The organism is Rheinheimera sediminis (genome assembly GCF_004005375.1).
GTDB lineage: Bacteria > Pseudomonadota > Gammaproteobacteria > Enterobacterales > Alteromonadaceae > Pararheinheimera.
This window is the reverse complement of the sequence record NZ_RZUF01000002.1, coordinates 17,842-34,362: the sequence shown is the minus strand read 5'-3', so window position 1 is coordinate 34,362 and position 16,521 is coordinate 17,842. Positions and strand designations below refer to the sequence as shown.

The window sequence follows — 16,521 nt, the reverse complement described above, 5'->3', positions numbered from 1 at the left end:
AGTGCGTTTAGTCAGTGCTGACGACTTAAGTACTCTCGGGTGTATTTAAGAACTGCATCAGCTCTCTCAGCAACATTAGATTGCTGATTCAGAGCTGCTTGCTCAGCAAGTAATGTCAGCACTCGTTCTAATTCGTCTTGCAGCAACTGATTGTGTGCTTCAAGGGTCTGGATATACTCAACAGTATCTTTGTGGCCTGCCTCGCGTAATGTCCTTAAGGCAGAATGATGATTCGGCATTTAGTAAGTTCCCTTTAGGATTGCAGCTGCATCCTGCACCACTTAATTATCTCAAACAACGTTACTAGCCTTATAAATCTTTTTAGGCTAACAAAAGTTAACTTCTATATTTCGACAGCCTGATCAATGCTTCTGAGTAACAACCTACCTAGACTCGTAATTTCATAGCCTTGAGCCTTGACCATTCCCGTTTTTTCATCGAATTCAGGCATCTCACCTCGTTTCGTTTTTTTGAACTTTGTCTTGAGCAAACCAAGATTAGACAAATGTAATTCATTTGATTGATAAATTGTATGCTTGTCGATCTCATCCTGCTCTGCCCCCAAATGGGCGGTTGGTGGCATTAACACAGCTTCATGTGCATCCCAAAACTCTTGATATCCTAGTTGACCACGATGCATTGATTTAGATATCAGAATGAGGACCTCCAAATCATTAAGCTCACCAAGTATCGATAGTAATCGCTTATACTCGATATGCTTCACTTCATCTTCAGTTAAGCTATTCTTCAATAAAGATGCAATATATTCCTTTCTCTCGCGTGATAGTGCTCGCGAAGCTTGAATAAAGGCATCTTCAATCAAATCAATAGATTCTGGATAGTAAATATTTTGTTCGAACTTGGGCTTAGCTTCTTCTGATATTTTTTCTTCAAGCAACTTTAGCAGAGATTCGATTCTATCAATTCTTTGGTTTGGGATGACCGCACCAACAATCTCAGCAGCTAAAGGCCCGACAAAAGGAATAGCCCCCAAAAGGCCTTTTCCTATAATGGCTGCAACATCAGTTCCCTTTGCGCTCATATTACTCCTTTTAAAACCTGCCAGTGACTATCCAAAGAAATCACTAATATCATATAAAATCAGCTCTTAAACAACCTCAAAAAATACCTATTTTAGTTAATAGTTAAGTAGTTCATTCCTTTTTAAAGTAGGATCAAATTGATAGTTCCAAGTAACTTTGCTGAGATATCAGCTAATGACATCAACCAAACCAAAATCTACCTAACCTTCGGCAGAGCATTCCAACTGGTAGTAAAAGCAGGCGATAGTAGCTCACGCTTCATCCCCCAGGACTGTTTGGTGCCTTTGCTAGCAAAGTATAGCGAGTTGGGCATTTGCTCGTTGATTTGGTCCATTAGCCCCATCAATACAGAGTTACCCCGCACAGTGTCACTCTTGGCGAATAAGTCTTGCTGGCAAACGCCATTGGCGTAGAAGTCAGATAACATTACGCCAGCCTTGGCATATCGAAAACCATCTTTCCAAATGGCATCCAGTAGCTTACTCGCCACATGGAGAAAATCGCGGGTATCGTCGGATGGGTAGCTTAATTCTGCACTTCGGCTGTTTGAGTAGTAAGGGTCTAGGTGATGATCACTAAAAGGGCTGGTTCTTAAAAAGACGCTGATACGCTTTGCCTGGCAGCGCTCTTGCCTTAGCTTTTTACAGGCTCTATGCACGTATTCAGATACAGCTTCGTGCATTGCAGCCAGTTCAGAGACCCGTTCACCAAAGGCTCTTGAGCTTACAATTTCTTTCTTGGTGGGTGGTATGTCTTCAAGCTCAATACAGGATTCACCGTTTAGCTCCATCACAGTACGCTCGACCACTACTGAAAATTGCTGGCGTATCAGCTTGGTGGGTGCATCGGCTAAATCCAGCACCGTGTGAATACCCATCTCCTCCAGCCGCTTAGTAAGCCTGGCACCAATACCCCACACTTCATTGACAGGCAATAAGGCCATCAGCTTGCGTTGCCGCTCCTTACTGGTTAAATCCACCACGCCACCCGTTTTAGGCCACGACTTAGCGCCATGGTTTGCCAGCTTTGCCAAGGTCTTCGTTGGTGCTATCCCGACACAAACACTAATACCAATCCACTGCTGAACACGCTGGCGAATTTGATGACCAAATTCTGTTAGGTTGACTGCGCTTGCTACCCCTGATAAATCCAGAAAAGCCTCGTCGATGCTATACACTTCAACAGCCGGAGCCATTTCTTCTAAAGTACGCATCACCCGAGCCGACATGTCGGCATAGAGTGCATAGTTGGAAGAGAAAGCCACCACATTGTTTTTCTCTAACAGCTCCCTGATTTGAAATACCGGAACACCCATTTTGATGCCCATTGCCTTGGCCTCTTTTGACCTAGCCACGACACAACCATCATTGTTGGAAAGCACCACCACAGCACGATTAGCCAAGTCAGGGCGGAACAGCTTTTCGCATGACGCATAGAAGTTATTGCAGTCCACCAAAGCAAATACACGACTCATGCTACTGGGCTCGTTTGGAACGGGTCATTTGCCTGACAATGTTGGTGACTACCCCAAAGAGCGCTAACTCAGCATCATCAGTAAAGGTGATAGGTGGGTAAGCTTTATTGCGCGGGATCAACTGTACTGTAGGAGTCAAAGCCAACTCTTTCACAGTAAACTCACCATTGACCTGAGCAATAACTATATCGCCGTGCTGCGGTGTTACGGAGCGATCTACCACCAGAATATCGTCAGGATGAATACCAGCCTCAATCATTGAATCGCCCTCTACCCGCACAAAGTAGGTGGCGGCTGGTCGTTTAATGCAAAGCTCGTTCAAGTCCAGAGTTTGCTCTACATAGTCCTGAGCAGGCGAAGGGAAGCCAGCAGGGATTTTGCTCTGGTATAGAGGAATACTGTAGTGGGTGGTAGGTTCTGCGAACCCGATAAACTGAATTGTCATAGCACCAAAATACTGTATATAAACACAGTTAATGATCGCTGATTTTTACGGAATGTCAATGGCGGTTGTAATGCTTTAGAGAAAGCGAGGGCCGCCAACATTCACTTTGCCCCTTCCTGCCAGAAGACAAAGGCTAACGCTGACGGCCTACACTAATTAAGCATTATGCAGATTTTTCTAAATTTATCAATTAGACGAGCAATTTGATAATTTTTGACAACTTTTAAACAAGATTGCGAATAACATTCTTGCATTTGCACACAAGAAGAACGCATCCATCAGAGGCTGATTACATAAAGCTTTTTCTGCGGCAGAGCGCAACCCCATCGACCTCAATGCCATCAGCCTTGCGGCTATCAGTGATCTTTGGAATAACTTAGCGGATAAAATACGGCTGATGACCAGATGTCGGCACAGATGGTCCAGGTCCGGTACCGGAAAAACTCCGGTCAGACTAATCAAAATAAGTTTGGTGATACTGCTTGTTGGCTGGTCAAAACCAGTTTTGGACTACACATAAATTACACATGGCGGACCGGGGATGGACCGGGCCAACCTATTTGCAACAAAATAAAGGTAAAAATTTAGACTGAAAAAATAGCCATTTTGGATAGTCTGAAGCAAATGAAAGAGACATTAAATTGTTGATTTTATTGGGATTTCCGCGATTTTGATGAAATATAAAGAATCGAAGAATATTGGTGCCTGGGGTCGGACTCGAACCGACACGGAGTTTCCCCCGGCGGATTTTGAATCCGCTGCGTCTACCGATTTCGCCACCCAGGCATTGAGGGGTCGTATAGAAGTAAACGCTTGCATTATACAAAGCGAATGGCGCGGCGCAAGCAAAAGTTTCAGTTGGCCGTCTGGTTGCGCATTTTTGCAGCAGTTTCGAAAAAACAAAGCTGCGTGATACACTTAGCGCCATTCATTGAATCAACAAAAGTCAGGACAGACTGATGTATCACGGATCTCCAAAGGCGGGTTTGTTTCGTCGTTTCGCTGCCATTCTTTATGATGTATTAATTTTAGCCGCGCTTTGGATGCTGGCTATGGGTTTGGCGTTGCTGCTTGTAACTATTCTGGATAAGCTGGGTTTGGTTTCGCTGGCAGCTTATCAGGATCAGGCTGATTTTATTCAGAAACATGCGTTTTGGTTTCAGTTGTATTCGCTGCTGGTTTTTGTCTGGTTTTATGTGTATTTCTGGGTGAAAGCAGGGCAAACCCTCGGCATGCGAGCCTGGCGTATTTTGTTGATCCAGCCTGATGGTTCCCCCATTACGCTAAAGCAAGGATTGCTGCGTTTAGTGGTGTCTTTTTTTGGCTTGGGTAACTTCTGGTTGTGGATCCGCTGGGGCCAAGGCTTAGCACTGCAGGATCAAATCAGCAAAACTATGGTGGTGAAGCTGACCAAAGATGAGAGCAAAGAACTGAATTTACATCGTAAAGCGGGATAATGGTGGGGTCATAAAGGGTCAGGCCTTGAATCTTGAATCTGTGATTCAAGATTCAAGGCCTGACCCTGACGAATCCAAGCTATTTCTTCTGCAATAAATACATTGCCAGCCCTATAAACACAGCCGACGGCAAAATTGCACCGAGGACAGGCGGTAGCTGGTACACCAAAGCTACGGGGCCAAATACCTGGTCGCTCATATAAAAGGCGAAACCAGTCAAAATACCCATCAAAATCCGAGCGGCCATGGTCACACTGCGCAGTGGGCCAAAGATAAATGACAAAGCCACCAGTAACATAGCAACAATAGTTAAAGGCTGAGTCGCTTTGCGCCAGAAGGCCAGTTCAAACTTGCTGCTGTCCTGCTGGTTACTCTCCAGATAGTCGATGTAGTCGGTTAAGCCTTTGAGCGATAACAACTCAGGTTTAATCGACACCACACCTAATTTGTCCGGCGTTAAAGTCGAACGCCAGCGCTGCTCTTGCCACTGGTGTTTCTCCACTCTGTCGTCACGAAAGTTCAGTCGGCTGACATCTGTCAAACGCCAGGCGTTACTGACAAATACTGCGGTTTTAGCACTGACAATAGCCTGTAACTTTAAGTCGGTATCAAACTCATAGATGGTTAAATCCGTCAGATTACCAAAGTCATCCACTTGCTTGATGTTAATGAAATTGTCACCGTCTTTGGCCCATACCCCCTGACGAGCGGAAATTAAATCTCCGCCTGAAATGGCTTTGGTTCGCAATTCACGAGCAGTTTTTTCCGCTACTGGCGCACCAAACTCAGCCACCAGCATCACAATCAGCATCATCAGTAACGAAGTTTTCATCACAGAGTTGATGATATTCAACCGGGATAAACCCGCCGCCTGCATCACCACCAACTCGCTGTTACTAGCCAACATACCCAAACCAACTAAGCCACCTATTAAAGCCGCCATAGGGAAAAACAAAATCAAATCGCCAGGTACACTGAACAAAGTAAACAAGCCAGCCGACAACATATCGTAATCACCACGCCCGACTAGACGCAGCTGGTCGATAAACCTGAACATGCCGGATAAAATCATCAGCACAGTCACAGTCATCAACACTGTGGTCAAAATGGTGCGGCCTATATACAGGTCGAGGATCTTAAACATGAGAAGAGCGCCCTGTAAGTAATGCTTTTAGCTTTTGGCCTGCAGTGCGGTGTTTCACCAGCAGCACAGTACCGAAGGTCAGGCCAAGCGCGTGGATCCACCACATGCCCAATTGCTCCGGAATTTTACCGTCTTCAATAGCTGAGCGGCTGGCAATCAGCAAAATGTAATACAGCAGGTACAAAGCCAAAGCAGGTAACAAGCGACCAAATTTACCCTGACGTGGATTTACTTTGCTTAGCGGTACTGCTATCAGCATTAAAATAGGAATAGACAACGGTATAGCGATACGCCAGTGCCATTCAGCAGCTGCTTCAGGGCCTGTTTGTTTACGCAACTCTGCTGTTGGTAAACTGGATAACTTACGGCGTTTTTGTTCTACCTGCTGCTCACGAATTTGAATTTGGTATTGACCAAATTCCACCACTTCATAACCAGGAGAACGGGTTTCACCAGCATAACGGCGACCATTGTTTAACTCCAGTAACTGAGCACCGCTGGCATCTTCTTTCACGTAACCAGATTGCGCATAGACAATGGAGGTTTGGCCGCCTGGCTCTGATGAAGTTTGGGCTAAAAACACTTTTTCCAGCTCTCCACCGTCGCGACTGATGTCATGCACAAAAACCACGGCTTTCTCATTGGAAGTTTGCTGGAAACGCCCCGGAATTAAACTGCTCAAGCCCGAATCAGCTTCGGCCTGTTCTAAAATTTGGTATTCACGTTCTGTTGACCAGGGGCTTAAATACAAAGTGACGAAACCTGCCCCAAGCGCCATTACTACAGACAACATCAGAGTTAAGCGTGTGACATACCATTCGCTGATGCCGGTAGCGTGCAATACCGTCATTTCGCTGTCGGCGTAAATTCGGCCATAAGCGATCAAAACGCCTAAAAAAGCGCTTAAAGGAATAATAATCACAGCCAGTTGCGGCAGTTTTAATGCCAGAACAGTCAGCACCAACTGCCCAGGAATATCACCGTCTGATGCGTCTGCCAGAATTTTCACAAAGCGCTGGCTCATGATAATTGTGATCAGGATCAGGAAGACCGCCAATTGGGATTTAAACACTTCACCAATCAGATAACGAAAAACAATCAAAAATGCCCCCTAAAACCTGTCTTTTTGCTGGAACCCTGACGATTTTTAAGTAAACTGGATGTTTACAGCAATTATTATTGACTAAAGTGGCGATAAATCCGAGCTTTTTTATAAAGCAGGACAAAATATCACCAGAAAGAAGTCCACTGTAACACCGAACTAACTTGGTATAGTGGCCGGAAGTCTTAGAATCAGGAGTGAGCATGGAGTTCAGCGTAAAAAGCGGTAGTCCGGAAAAACAGCGAAGTGCATGTATCGTTGTCGGCGTATATGAGCCGCGCCGCCTGTCAGCGGTTGCCGAACAGCTGGATAAAATCAGCGAAGGCTACATCAGCAATTTATTACGCCGGGGCGATTTAGAGGGCAAACCCGGTCAGATGTTGTTATTGCACCATGTACCAAACGTATTAAGTGAGCGTGTGCTGTTGGTGGGTTGTGGTAAGGAGCGAGAACTGGATGAACGTCAGTACCGCCAAATCATTTCCAAAACTATCAGCACTCTCAATGAAACCGGCTCAATGGAAGCTGTGTGTTTCTTATCTGAGCTGCATGTCAAAGGCCGTGACACCTACTGGAAAGTACGTCATGCGGTGGAAACAACCCAAGACTGCTTATACGTATTCGACAAGCTGAAAAGCCGCAAAGACGAAACCCGTCGCCCGCTGCGTAAAATTGTCTTTAACGTACCCACCCGTCGCGACTTAACCATAGGCGAAAAAGCCGTTGAGCATGGTTTAGCTGTAGCTGCTGGTATCAAGGTCTGTAAAGACGTGTCGAATATGCCGCCTAACATCTGTACTCCGGCTTATTTGGCCGATCAGGCAGTGGCCTTAGCGCAACACGACAAAGTGTCGGTGGAAGTGCTGGGCATAGCTGAAATGACAGCTTTGGGTATGCACTCTTACGTGGCTGTTGGCCGTGGCTCGGAAAACGAAGCCAAAATGGCAGTGATTAAATACAACGGCGCTATGGATAACAGCGCGCCAGTGGTATTGGTCGGCAAAGGTTTAACCTTTGATACAGGCGGTATCAGCATCAAGCCAAGCGATGCGATGGACGAAATGAAATACGACATGTGTGGCGCAGCTTCAGTACTGGGCACTATGCATGCCGTAGTTAGTTTAGGCTTGCCTATTAATATGGTGGCTGTACTGGCTGGCGCTGAAAACATGCCGGATGGCCGCGCTTATCGCCCTGGTGATATTTTAACCACCATGTCGGGCCAGACGGTTGAAGTATTAAACACAGACGCCGAAGGCCGTTTAGTGCTGTGTGACGCCTTAACTTATGTCGAGCGTTTTGACCCGGACGTGGTGATTGACGTCGCAACCTTAACAGGTGCTTGTGTTATTGCTTTAGGTAAACATGCCTCAGGTTTATTAAGTAACCATAACCCGCTGGCGCATGAAATTTTAAATGCTTCGGATCAAAGTGGTGACAGAGCCTGGCGTTTACCGTTGTGGGATGACTATCAGGATCAGCTGGAAAGCCCGTTTGCGGATTTCAGTAACTTAGGTGGCCGTGCCGCCGGTACTATTACCGCCGCTTGTTTCCTGTCGCGCTTCACCCGTAAATACAACTGGGCGCATTTGGATATTGCCGGTACTGCATGGCGCAGTGGTGGTAAAGACAAAGGTGCAACAGGCCGCCCTGTGGCTATGTTGACCCAGTTTTTAATTAACCGTGTCGGAACCGACATCGAGGGATAACAGTGCCTCAAGTCAGTTTTTATCTGCTGCCCGACCAGGCAGCAGAAGCTGAATCACAGCTGGCGTCAGAGCCAGCTTTTTTTCATGTTGCCGCCAAACTCTGCGCCGATTTGTATCAGGCCGGACAGCGGGTTTTTGTGTTCTGCCAAAATCAGGCGGACGCTGAACTGCTGGATGAGGTATTATGGCGCTTTGATCCAGAGCGATTTGTACCACACAATCTGGCGGGCGAAGGCCCGGCACGAGGCGCTCCGGTAGAAATCAGCTGGCTGCCGCCAGGCAATGCCAGACCGGTTTTAATTAATCTGTCGGCAACAGTGCCACCTTTTAGTCAGCGTTTTCAACAGATTATCGAATTTGTTCCTGCCGAAGAACAGCTTAAGGTTCAGGCACGTGAACGGTTCAAATTTTATCGCCAGTCGGGGTTAACCCCGCAAACAGTGCAGCTCTGATGGCCGGCCTGCGTTTTTAGTGAGAGTTTCAGGTAACGAAGATGGAAAAGACATTTAATCCGAGTCAAGTTGAACAAGCCATGTATCAGGCATGGGAAAGCAAAGGCTATTTCAAGCCAAGTGGCGATAACAGCAATGGTGCCTATTGCATCATGATCCCACCACCAAACGTGACCGGTAGCCTGCATATGGGCCATGCGTTCCAGCAAACCATTATGGATGCCTTAACCCGCTACAAGCGTATGCAGGGTAAAAACACCTTATGGCAAGTAGGGACTGACCACGCTGGTATAGCTACACAAATGGTGGTGGAGCGTAAACTGGCTGCTGAAGGCAAACCAGACCGTCACGCCATGGGCCGTGAGGCTTTTATCGAAAAAGTATGGGAATGGAAAGCCGAATCAGGTGGCACCATTACTGAACAAATGCGCCGTTTAGGCAACTCAGTCGACTGGGACAAAGAGCGTTTTACTATGGACGCTGGCCTGTCGAATGCAGTACAGGAAGTTTTTGTACGCCTGTATCAGGACGACCTGATTTACCGTGGCAAACGCCTGGTGAACTGGGATCCGAAGCTGCACACGGCCATTTCTGATTTAGAAGTAGAAAACAAAGAACAAAAAGGTCATTTGTGGAACTTGCGTTACCCGCTGGCCGATGGTGTCACTACTGCTGATGGCAAAAACTACATAGTAGTAGCCACTACCCGTCCTGAAACTATGCTGGGCGATACAGGTGTTGCAGTCAACCCGGACGATGAGCGCTACCAGTCCCTGATTGGTAAAGAAGTGCTGCTGCCGCTGGTGAACCGCCGTATTCCCATCCTGGCCGATGAACATGCAGATAAAGACAAAGGCACAGGCTGCGTAAAAATCACGCCAGCTCATGACTTTAACGACTACGAAGTAGGTAAACGTCATCAGTTGCCCATGATTAACGTGATGACAGCTGACGCTACTATCCGCAGCGAAGGCGAGTGTTTCTTCACTAATGGCGAAGCAAACCCTGCACACAACGCCATGATCCCGGCTGAATTCCAGGGTCTAGAGCGTTACGCCGCCCGTAAAGCCATAGTGGCAGCTTTTGATGCAGCTGGCCTTTTAGACAAAGTAGAAGATCACAACAACACCCTGCCGTACGGCGACCGTTCTGGTGTGGTGATTGAGCCTTTATTAACTGACCAATGGTATGTGCGTGTAGCACCTATGGCGAAAACGGCCATTGAAGCTGTGGAAAACGGCGACATTCAGTTTGTACCTAAGCAGTACGAAAACATGTACTACAGCTGGATGCGTGACATTCAGGACTGGTGTATCAGCCGTCAGCTGTGGTGGGGTCACCGTATCCCTGCCTGGTACGACGAAGCAGGTAAAGTCTATGTAGGTCGTGATGAAGCTGAAGTACGTGCTAAACACGCTTTAGCAGATGACGTGAAATTGCGTCAGGACAACGATGTACTGGACACCTGGTTCAGCTCAGCACTGTGGACTTTCTCTACTTTAGGCTGGCCTGAAAACACTGAAGATTTAAAAACCTTCCACCCAACTGACGTATTAGTCACTGGTTTTGACATTATTTTCTTCTGGGTAGCCCGGATGATTATGATGACGATGCATTTCATCAAAGATGAAGATGGCAAGCCGCAAGTGCCGTTTAAGACTGTGTATGTGACTGGTCTTATTCGTGATGAAAACGGCGACAAGATGTCAAAATCCAAGGGCAACGTGATTGACCCGCTGGATATGATTGACGGCATCAGTCTGGACGACCTGTTGGTGAAACGCACCAGCAATATGATGCAACCACAGCTGGCCGAAAAAATTGGCAACCAGACCAAAAAGCAATTCCCTGAAGGTATTGAAGCCAGCGGTACAGATGCGCTGCGTTTCACCTTAGCTGCTTTAGCCTCTACTGGCCGTGATATCAGCTGGGATATGAAACGTTTAGACGGTTACCGTAACTTCTGCAACAAGCTGTGGAACGCCAGCCGTTACGTCACCATGATGACCGAACAGAAAGATTGCGGTCTTGCTGTTGATGGCAAAACTAGCGGCGAGATGGAACTGTCCCTGGCCGATCACTGGATCATCAGCCAGTACCAGCAAACTATCACTCAGTTCCGTGGCTATTTAGACAGCTACCGTTTTGATATGGCAGCCAATACATTGTACGAGTTCACCTGGAACCAGTTCTGTGACTGGTACTTAGAGCTGACCAAACCTGTATTATTTAAAGGCACCGAAGCTCAGCAACGTGGTACTCGTCATACTTTACTGACAGTGCTGGAATCTTTGCTGCGTTTGATGCACCCCATCATGCCATTTATCACTGAAGAAATTTGGCAGCTAGTGGCGCCAATGATCCGTACCGATGTGAAGCCAGGCGACAGCATAATGCTGCAGGCTTACCCTGAATTTAATCAGGCGCTGGTGAATGAAACCGCCACCGCTGATCTGGAATGGGTGAAGAGCTTTATCGTCGCTATCCGTAACGTGCGTGGCGAAATGGATATAGCACCAAGCAAACCATTGTCTGTACTGGTGCGTAACCTGACAGCTGATGATAGCCGTCGTTTGCAAAGCAATATGGCCTTCCTGCAAAATATGGCAAAGTTAGAAGCCATCACTGTACTGGCCGATGGCGACACAGCACCAGCTTGTGCAGCTCAGCTGTTGGGTAAGATGGATATTCTGATCCCTATGGCAGGTCTTATCGACAAAGAAGCCGAACTGTCGCGTATTGCAAAGTTGATGGAAAAAGCCCAGCAGGAACATGACCGTGTAGCCAGCAAACTGGCGAACCAAGGTTTTGTCGCCAAAGCGCCTGAAGCAGTACTTGCGAAAGAGCGTGAAAAACTGGCAGAAGCTCTAGAAGCTATCAGCAAGTTAAAAGCCCAGCAGGAACAAATAGCTGCGATTTAACGACTGACTGCAACACCACTTAAAAGGCGACTTCACTGTCGCCTTTTTTATTGGCTTTTGTTCGCCGCCTTGGCCCAACCCTTTGGAAAAACCTTAAGCTCACAACTAAATAAGAACTCACATAAACAAATAAAATCAATGACTTAAATATTAGTTTCTTAGATTATAACTTCCTCAGCTGCTGATAAGAGACTTTTTGCAGTCCGCTCCTTAAAGTGCAATCCAACACACAGAAGCAGTCCAACTGCGACCATTTTGCATTTTAGAAAAAGGAAAACATCATGCGTTTATACCCCCTTGTTATTGCCACTACATTGGCTTTTGCTATCACTACTCCAGCTCTGGCCGCAGAAGATAGCCAAAGCGGATTTCACCACAGCAAACTGGAATTCGGCGCTTTTCGGATGACAGATGACAAGTTAATCCAGGATTTAAATGGCTATGCCGTGCAGGCGCAGACTCAGTATTCATCGTCCTGGCAATTTGCGCTGATGTCAAAACAAGCTGAAGCACAAAGCAATAACCAGCAACAAGAATACCGCCGGCTGCAACTGGCAGCACAGTATCAGTTTGTTGGCTTAGAACTCTGCCAATGCGATTATCTGGGAGGTCTGGAGTTCAGAGTAGGCGAGGAAAAGTATCAGGGAGTTTTTGCACAGTCGCATCAGTTTTATGCCTTTGGCTATAAATCAGAGTGGACACCAGCACAGGACTTTTCGCTGATATCCAGCCTGGGCTATCAGTATGACAACGCTCAGGACGAGTTTTCACGCCGTGGCTGGTACTACGAAGTACAACTGAACTATCAATTAAGCAGTAGCATCAGTCTGTATACCCATTATCAGCGCCAGGAAGATCAACATCATTTTGGTATAGGCCTTAGTGTGCCTCTATTCTGGTAAGGTCTTTAAGCAGATTTTAGCTCTGTACTCTCATCTTGCTACAGAGCTAAGTCTCCCCACCTCTATCCATCTGAGGTACTGCTAATCCGCAAAAGCAGGCCAGCGCAGCAGGTATAAATGTAGCTGGGGATATATCATCATATTGACGAAGAGTGGCTGCGGCTCGCTGGGCTGCATGGTAAAGGTCATGGGCATACCTTTGCCCTGCAATTGCAGCTGCTGCAACGTGACTTTTTCCACAGCATCAGGCTGGTGCAGCGGAAAACGGCGAAACTCCGCTTTATCATGCACATAATAATAGACCCAGCCCTGACTCAGTCTGTAGCTGCTTAACAGACTGCCGGCATCTCTGCTCAGCACCTGGTCACCTTTGCCACCATCAACATAACGCATTAATTGGTTACCGCGATAATAATACAGCTGGCCCTGGTCAAACTGCGGCACTGAGCCCTGGTTTAAGCCCAGGCGCTGCAGCTGGCCAGAGGGCAATTGCACCCGCCAGATTTGTTGCTGTTTATTCAAATCCCGTTGCACCACCAGACTGTCACCGCTGGGATCAAACACCGGAAATAGAAATTCAGCCTGCGGCAAGAGTTGAGTGAGCTTTTGTTGCTCCAGCTGATACAACCAGAGGATTTTTTTATGACTAAACACCAGCTGCTTTCCGTCCGGTGACCAGTTGATATGGTTGATAGGGTCAACAGAGGACTGCAGTTCTGTCAGTTGTTTGTCCTGACCAGCTTCACGCAACCAGATTTGCCAGCCCCTGTCCTGCAATAAAGCAAAAGCAAAACTGTCAGGCTTAACCGGATTAGGCGTTACAGCCGCGACTGAACCTTTGCCCCGCCAAAACCAGCTGAGCTTGCGCTGCTGCTCGTCAAACAGATGATCCAGCTGCACCACTTGCATAGAGCCGCTGCGTCCAGCCAGCCTGACGCTGACTTCGGACACCACAGCACTCTGGTCATCCAGAAAATTCAACTCACCAGCTTCAAAGCCTGCAGGAAGCTGTTGTTTTTGCACCCGTAAATCCGCCAACCTGATACGGACCAATTCCAGCCCATTCAGCCCATACAAATAATCGCCTGCCGGGTTAAAGGCCAGCTGCAAGACCATGCCAGTCTGCCCAAAGCTAGCCAGTTGCCGTTGTTCTTGTGTGGTCAAATCGTAGAGGTAAAGCAAGCCAGTTTTACTGCTATCCAGCCGGGCATAAGCCAGCTGACGGCCATCAGGTGACAAAGTGAAGTCCAATAAGCCCATGGCAGTACCGCGACTATTCACCAGCACCTGCTGTTGGCCTGTCGCCAGCTCTTCCTGAACCAGATGCACTGAGTTTTGCTCTGGTTCCAGTTCAGGGCGATACAGCATCTGTCCATCTGCCGCCAGCACAGCACGCACTTTAGAGCCTGAGCTACATTTTGCGTCCAGCTGCTGTTGCTGATAAGCAGGATAAGCGCTGAAGTCGTACAGCCTGTAGCTACAGTTTCCGCTTTGTCTGTGCTGAGCCTGCACCAACAGCACAGCGCGACCCGGTTGCCAGTTTTGCACCTGCAAGTGGTGATCGGCCAGTTCCAGACTGACAGCCTCAGAAGCTGAGTGGTCAGCTGTTGCCTTCAGCGTGTTGCTGAATAACTGCACTATGACTTTGGCTTGTTGTGGCGAATTGAGTTGCGAATAGGCTAATAACCTTTTATCTGAGCTGAGTAAAGGCGTAGATGCCATGCCCTGAGCCCAACTCAGTTGTTGCGGCTTCTGCCAATCAGAGGCTTGAGCAGCTGCAGTTGGGATTGCAGTGGCGACAACAGATCCGGCTTTATCCGCAGAGGGTTTCGCCTCTGTCAGCAGCAGATAAGCACCAAACGCCAGACAAGGCAGGATCAGCAGCCACAAAAAGCGGCGCGACCATAAGCTGGTTTTGGCTGGGGCATGTACTACAGCTTCAGCCACAGCAGAGAGTGGTGTTGGCTGAGCTTGCCCGACAAGGGGCTGAAGCTGAGGTTCTGCCTGCTGCAGGCTGGTCGCATCTTCAGTTACAAAGTCAGGTCCAGCTTCAATAGCAGCTTTAGCCTGGTTTAACGCAAACTGCTGTTGCAATGCAGTATTCCACTGCAAGCTATAGCCCTTACGGTGATGAGTTTTTAGCACAGCGGCGTCAAGCAATGGATGCTGCAGCACTTTTCGCAGGTCGGAGATGGCTCTGTTAATGGCATTGTCGTCGACATAAGCTTGTTGCCAGACCTGATCAGCTAACTCTTGTCTGGCAATAACCCGCTGCGGGTGGGCTAAAAAATGCTGCAATAAGCGGAATAACAAAGGTTCAAGTTCGCGCTCTTGCTGCACATCAACTAGTGCAAATCTGGCGACGTCAATCGTCCATGGGCCTAACAACATCATTAGCAATACAACCTTTTGACAACAAGGCAGACAATACAGTGCAGCCTGCTATTTTGGGTTGCAAATATGCAGTAAATGTAAATGAAATACCAGCAAAAAACAGAAGTAGCTCAGCGAGGGAATCCCGTTACTTATCCTTAGCTGCTATCCTGAAGCGTCGCCACCACAGAGGTACATAAACCAAAGCCGCTACACATAGTGTCACCAGACATACAGCTATCACCAATTGATAAACAATGTAATTAGTGGCCTCCACTGAGACAAACCAACTGGCAATGACACCGCTAACAAAGAATAAAGCCCGTACTATCCATCCCATAGTTATCTCCTACATGGCCCTTTACATAGCACTTTACATAGTACTTAGTGATTTTCTGAAACGTTGCAGTGAAAAACGAAATAACAAAGCGCCTATCAGCAGCAATGCCAGCATTTGCGGCCAGACCACATCAATGCCTGCACCACGGTACAAAATGGCCTGAGACGCAGCAACAAAGTGGGTATTAGGTGCGGCCAGCATCATGGTTTGAATAGCGTCAGGCATGCTTTCTCTGGGGGTCATACCGCCGGATAAGAGTTGTAGCGGCAACAACACCAGAATAAGCAACAAGCCAAATTGCGGCATAGAACGAGCCACTGTTGCCATAAAAATGCCCATAGAGGTAGTCGCAAACAGTTGTAGGGCTGTGATCAATAAAAACAGCAATACCGAGCCTTCCACAGGCACAGCCAGCACAGTTTTAATCATCACAGTTAACGAAAAGCCGGTAGCCACCAATACCACCAGTCCCATAGACAGAATTTTCGATAACATAATCTCGCCAGGCGTCACAGGCATCACCAGCAAATGTTCGATAGTGCCATGTTCACGTTCGCGAATAAGCGCAGCGCCGGTCAGAATAATGGAAATCATGGTGACGCTATTAATGACTTCCATCAAAGAGCCGAACCAGCTGGCAGTTAAATTAGGGTTAAAGCTGGCCCTGAGTACTAAATCGACCGGCAACACAGTATTCAGCCTGTGTCTTTGGCTAAATTCACTGATTTCGCTGCTGACGATCTGCTCTATATAGCCACTACCACTAAAAGCCTGACTGATGCGGGTCGCATCCACACTCAACTGGATTTTCGGTGATCGCCCCGCCAGCAAGTCCCGCTCAAAACCTGGCGGAATAGTCAGCACAAAGCTGTAGATGCCTGCATCCAGCGCCGCATCCACTTCTGACAAGCTAATCAGCTCAGGTGGCATAAAATACGGCATATAAAAAGCCGAAATAATACGGCCGGATAAACCGGACTGATCCTCATCCACCACTGCTATAGGTGCTTTATGCAAAGTTTCAGGCATAGAAGTACCAGCTATATAAATGCTGGCGCTGAAGGAATACAAAATCAGCAGCAACATCATAGGGTCGCGCCATAAACTCCACAGCTCCTTTACGCCCAGCCGATAGATATTCGCCAGTTTATGCTGCATG

The 16,521-nt window shown here is 47.6% G+C and carries 14 protein-coding genes and 1 tRNA gene; 5 read left to right on the top strand and 10 right to left on the bottom strand.

The features are described from left to right. Positions 1 to 11: 11 nt before the first annotated feature. The 5 genes from EMM73_RS01300 to EMM73_RS01280 form a co-directional block, all read right to left on the bottom strand. Positions 12 to 239, bottom strand: coding sequence for a hypothetical protein (locus EMM73_RS01300; protein ID WP_127684658.1), 228 nt, complete (start codon positions 237 to 239; stop codon positions 12 to 14). A gap of 104 nt (positions 240 to 343) precedes the next feature. Further along, entirely contained in the window at positions 344 to 1,042 is a 699-nt protein-coding gene (locus EMM73_RS01295; protein WP_127684657.1) for a hypothetical protein, read from the bottom strand. Positions 1,043 to 1,239: 197 nt separating this feature from the next. Further along, on the bottom strand, positions 1,240 to 2,517 hold the full coding sequence (umuC, locus tag EMM73_RS01290; protein ID WP_127684656.1) for a translesion error-prone DNA polymerase V subunit UmuC: 1,278 nt from the start codon (positions 2,515 to 2,517) through the stop codon (positions 1,240 to 1,242). A gap of 1 nt (position 2,518) precedes the next feature. Then, positions 2,519 to 2,962 (bottom strand): translesion error-prone DNA polymerase V autoproteolytic subunit, encoded by a 444-nt coding sequence (gene umuD / locus EMM73_RS01285; RefSeq protein ID WP_127684655.1) that lies wholly within the window; start codon positions 2,960 to 2,962, stop codon positions 2,519 to 2,521. Positions 2,963 to 3,661: 699 nt separating this feature from the next. After that, a tRNA-Leu gene (locus EMM73_RS01280) sits at positions 3,662 to 3,748 on the bottom strand. Positions 3,749 to 3,921: 173 nt separating this feature from the next. On the opposite strand from EMM73_RS01280, the gene EMM73_RS01275 reads away from it, so the two are divergent. Then, complete coding sequence (locus EMM73_RS01275; protein WP_127684654.1) at positions 3,922 to 4,419, top strand: RDD family protein; 498 nt, start codon at positions 3,922 to 3,924, stop codon at positions 4,417 to 4,419. A gap of 79 nt (positions 4,420 to 4,498) precedes the next feature. On the opposite strand, the gene lptG is transcribed toward EMM73_RS01275, so the two are convergent. Together lptG and lptF are read right to left on the bottom strand one after the other, a co-directional pair. Then, positions 4,499 to 5,563, bottom strand: a complete 1,065-nt coding sequence (lptG, locus tag EMM73_RS01270) for an LPS export ABC transporter permease LptG (RefSeq protein ID WP_127684653.1) — start codon at positions 5,561 to 5,563, stop codon at positions 4,499 to 4,501. Next, positions 5,556 to 6,665, bottom strand: a complete 1,110-nt coding sequence (gene lptF / locus EMM73_RS01265) for an LPS export ABC transporter permease LptF (RefSeq protein WP_127684652.1) — start codon at positions 6,663 to 6,665, stop codon at positions 5,556 to 5,558. Before lptF ends, lptG begins: the two co-directional genes overlap by 8 nt. Positions 6,666 to 6,868: 203 nt before the next feature. Between lptF and pepA the strand changes: the two genes are divergently transcribed. The 4 genes from pepA (at position 6,869) to EMM73_RS01245 (ending at position 12,649) form a co-directional block, all read left to right on the top strand. Next, on the top strand, positions 6,869 to 8,374 hold the full coding sequence (gene pepA / locus EMM73_RS01260) for a leucyl aminopeptidase (protein WP_008897651.1): 1,506 nt from the start codon (positions 6,869 to 6,871) through the stop codon (positions 8,372 to 8,374). A 2-nt stretch (positions 8,375 to 8,376) separates the two neighbouring features. Further along, complete coding sequence (locus EMM73_RS01255; RefSeq protein ID WP_127684651.1) at positions 8,377 to 8,826, top strand: DNA polymerase III subunit chi; 450 nt, start codon at positions 8,377 to 8,379, stop codon at positions 8,824 to 8,826. Positions 8,827 to 8,867: 41 nt separating this feature from the next. Then, positions 8,868 to 11,747 carry a valine--tRNA ligase gene (locus EMM73_RS01250; protein ID WP_127684650.1) on the top strand — a complete coding sequence of 960 codons (2,880 nt, stop codon included), beginning with the start codon at positions 8,868 to 8,870 and terminating at the stop codon, positions 11,745 to 11,747. Positions 11,748 to 12,028: 281 nt separating this feature from the next. Further along, complete coding sequence (locus EMM73_RS01245) at positions 12,029 to 12,649, top strand: porin family protein (protein ID WP_127684649.1); 621 nt, start codon at positions 12,029 to 12,031, stop codon at positions 12,647 to 12,649. An 81-nt stretch (positions 12,650 to 12,730) separates the two neighbouring features. Here the strand turns inward: EMM73_RS01245 and EMM73_RS01240 are convergent, their stop codons facing one another. The 3 genes from EMM73_RS01240 to EMM73_RS01230 all read right to left on the bottom strand — a co-directional run bounded on the left by EMM73_RS01240 (position 12,731) and on the right by EMM73_RS01230 (position 16,520). After that, on the bottom strand, positions 12,731 to 15,043 hold the full coding sequence (locus tag EMM73_RS01240; protein WP_261373299.1) for a winged helix-turn-helix domain-containing protein: 2,313 nt from the start codon (positions 15,041 to 15,043) through the stop codon (positions 12,731 to 12,733). 127 nt (positions 15,044 to 15,170) lie between these two features. Next, positions 15,171 to 15,362 (bottom strand): hypothetical protein, encoded by a 192-nt coding sequence (locus EMM73_RS01235; protein WP_127684647.1) that lies wholly within the window; start codon positions 15,360 to 15,362, stop codon positions 15,171 to 15,173. Between the two features lie 33 nt (positions 15,363 to 15,395). Continuing rightward, on the bottom strand, positions 15,396 to 16,520 hold the full coding sequence (locus EMM73_RS01230; protein WP_127684646.1) for an ABC transporter permease: 1,125 nt from the start codon (positions 16,518 to 16,520) through the stop codon (positions 15,396 to 15,398). Position 16,521: the final 1 nt, after the last annotated feature.

Excerpts from the sequence above, each read along its gene's own strand:
- EMM73_RS01300 (WP_127684658.1), bottom strand. The coding sequence starts at position 239 with ATGCCGAATCATCATTCTGCCTTAAGGACATTACGCGAGGCAGGCCAC.
- EMM73_RS01295 (WP_127684657.1), bottom strand. The coding sequence starts at position 1,042 with ATGAGCGCAAAGGGAACTGATGTTGCAGCCATTATAGGAAAAGGCCTT.
- umuC (WP_127684656.1), bottom strand. The coding sequence starts at position 2,517 with ATGAGTCGTGTATTTGCTTTGGTGGACTGCAATAACTTCTATGCGTCA.
- umuD (WP_127684655.1), bottom strand. The coding sequence starts at position 2,962 with ATGACAATTCAGTTTATCGGGTTCGCAGAACCTACCACCCACTACAGT.
- EMM73_RS01275 (WP_127684654.1), top strand. The coding sequence starts at position 3,922 with ATGTATCACGGATCTCCAAAGGCGGGTTTGTTTCGTCGTTTCGCTGCC.
- lptG (WP_127684653.1), bottom strand. The coding sequence starts at position 5,563 with ATGTTTAAGATCCTCGACCTGTATATAGGCCGCACCATTTTGACCACA.
- pepA (WP_008897651.1), top strand. The coding sequence starts at position 6,869 with ATGGAGTTCAGCGTAAAAAGCGGTAGTCCGGAAAAACAGCGAAGTGCA.
- EMM73_RS01250 (WP_127684650.1), top strand. The coding sequence starts at position 8,868 with ATGGAAAAGACATTTAATCCGAGTCAAGTTGAACAAGCCATGTATCAG.
- EMM73_RS01245 (WP_127684649.1), top strand. The coding sequence starts at position 12,029 with ATGCGTTTATACCCCCTTGTTATTGCCACTACATTGGCTTTTGCTATC.
- EMM73_RS01240 (WP_261373299.1), bottom strand. The coding sequence starts at position 15,043 with ATGATGTTGTTAGGCCCATGGACGATTGACGTCGCCAGATTTGCACTA.
- EMM73_RS01235 (WP_127684647.1), bottom strand. The coding sequence starts at position 15,362 with ATGGGATGGATAGTACGGGCTTTATTCTTTGTTAGCGGTGTCATTGCC.
- EMM73_RS01230 (WP_127684646.1), bottom strand. The coding sequence starts at position 16,520 with ATGCAGCATAAACTGGCGAATATCTATCGGCTGGGCGTAAAGGAGCTG.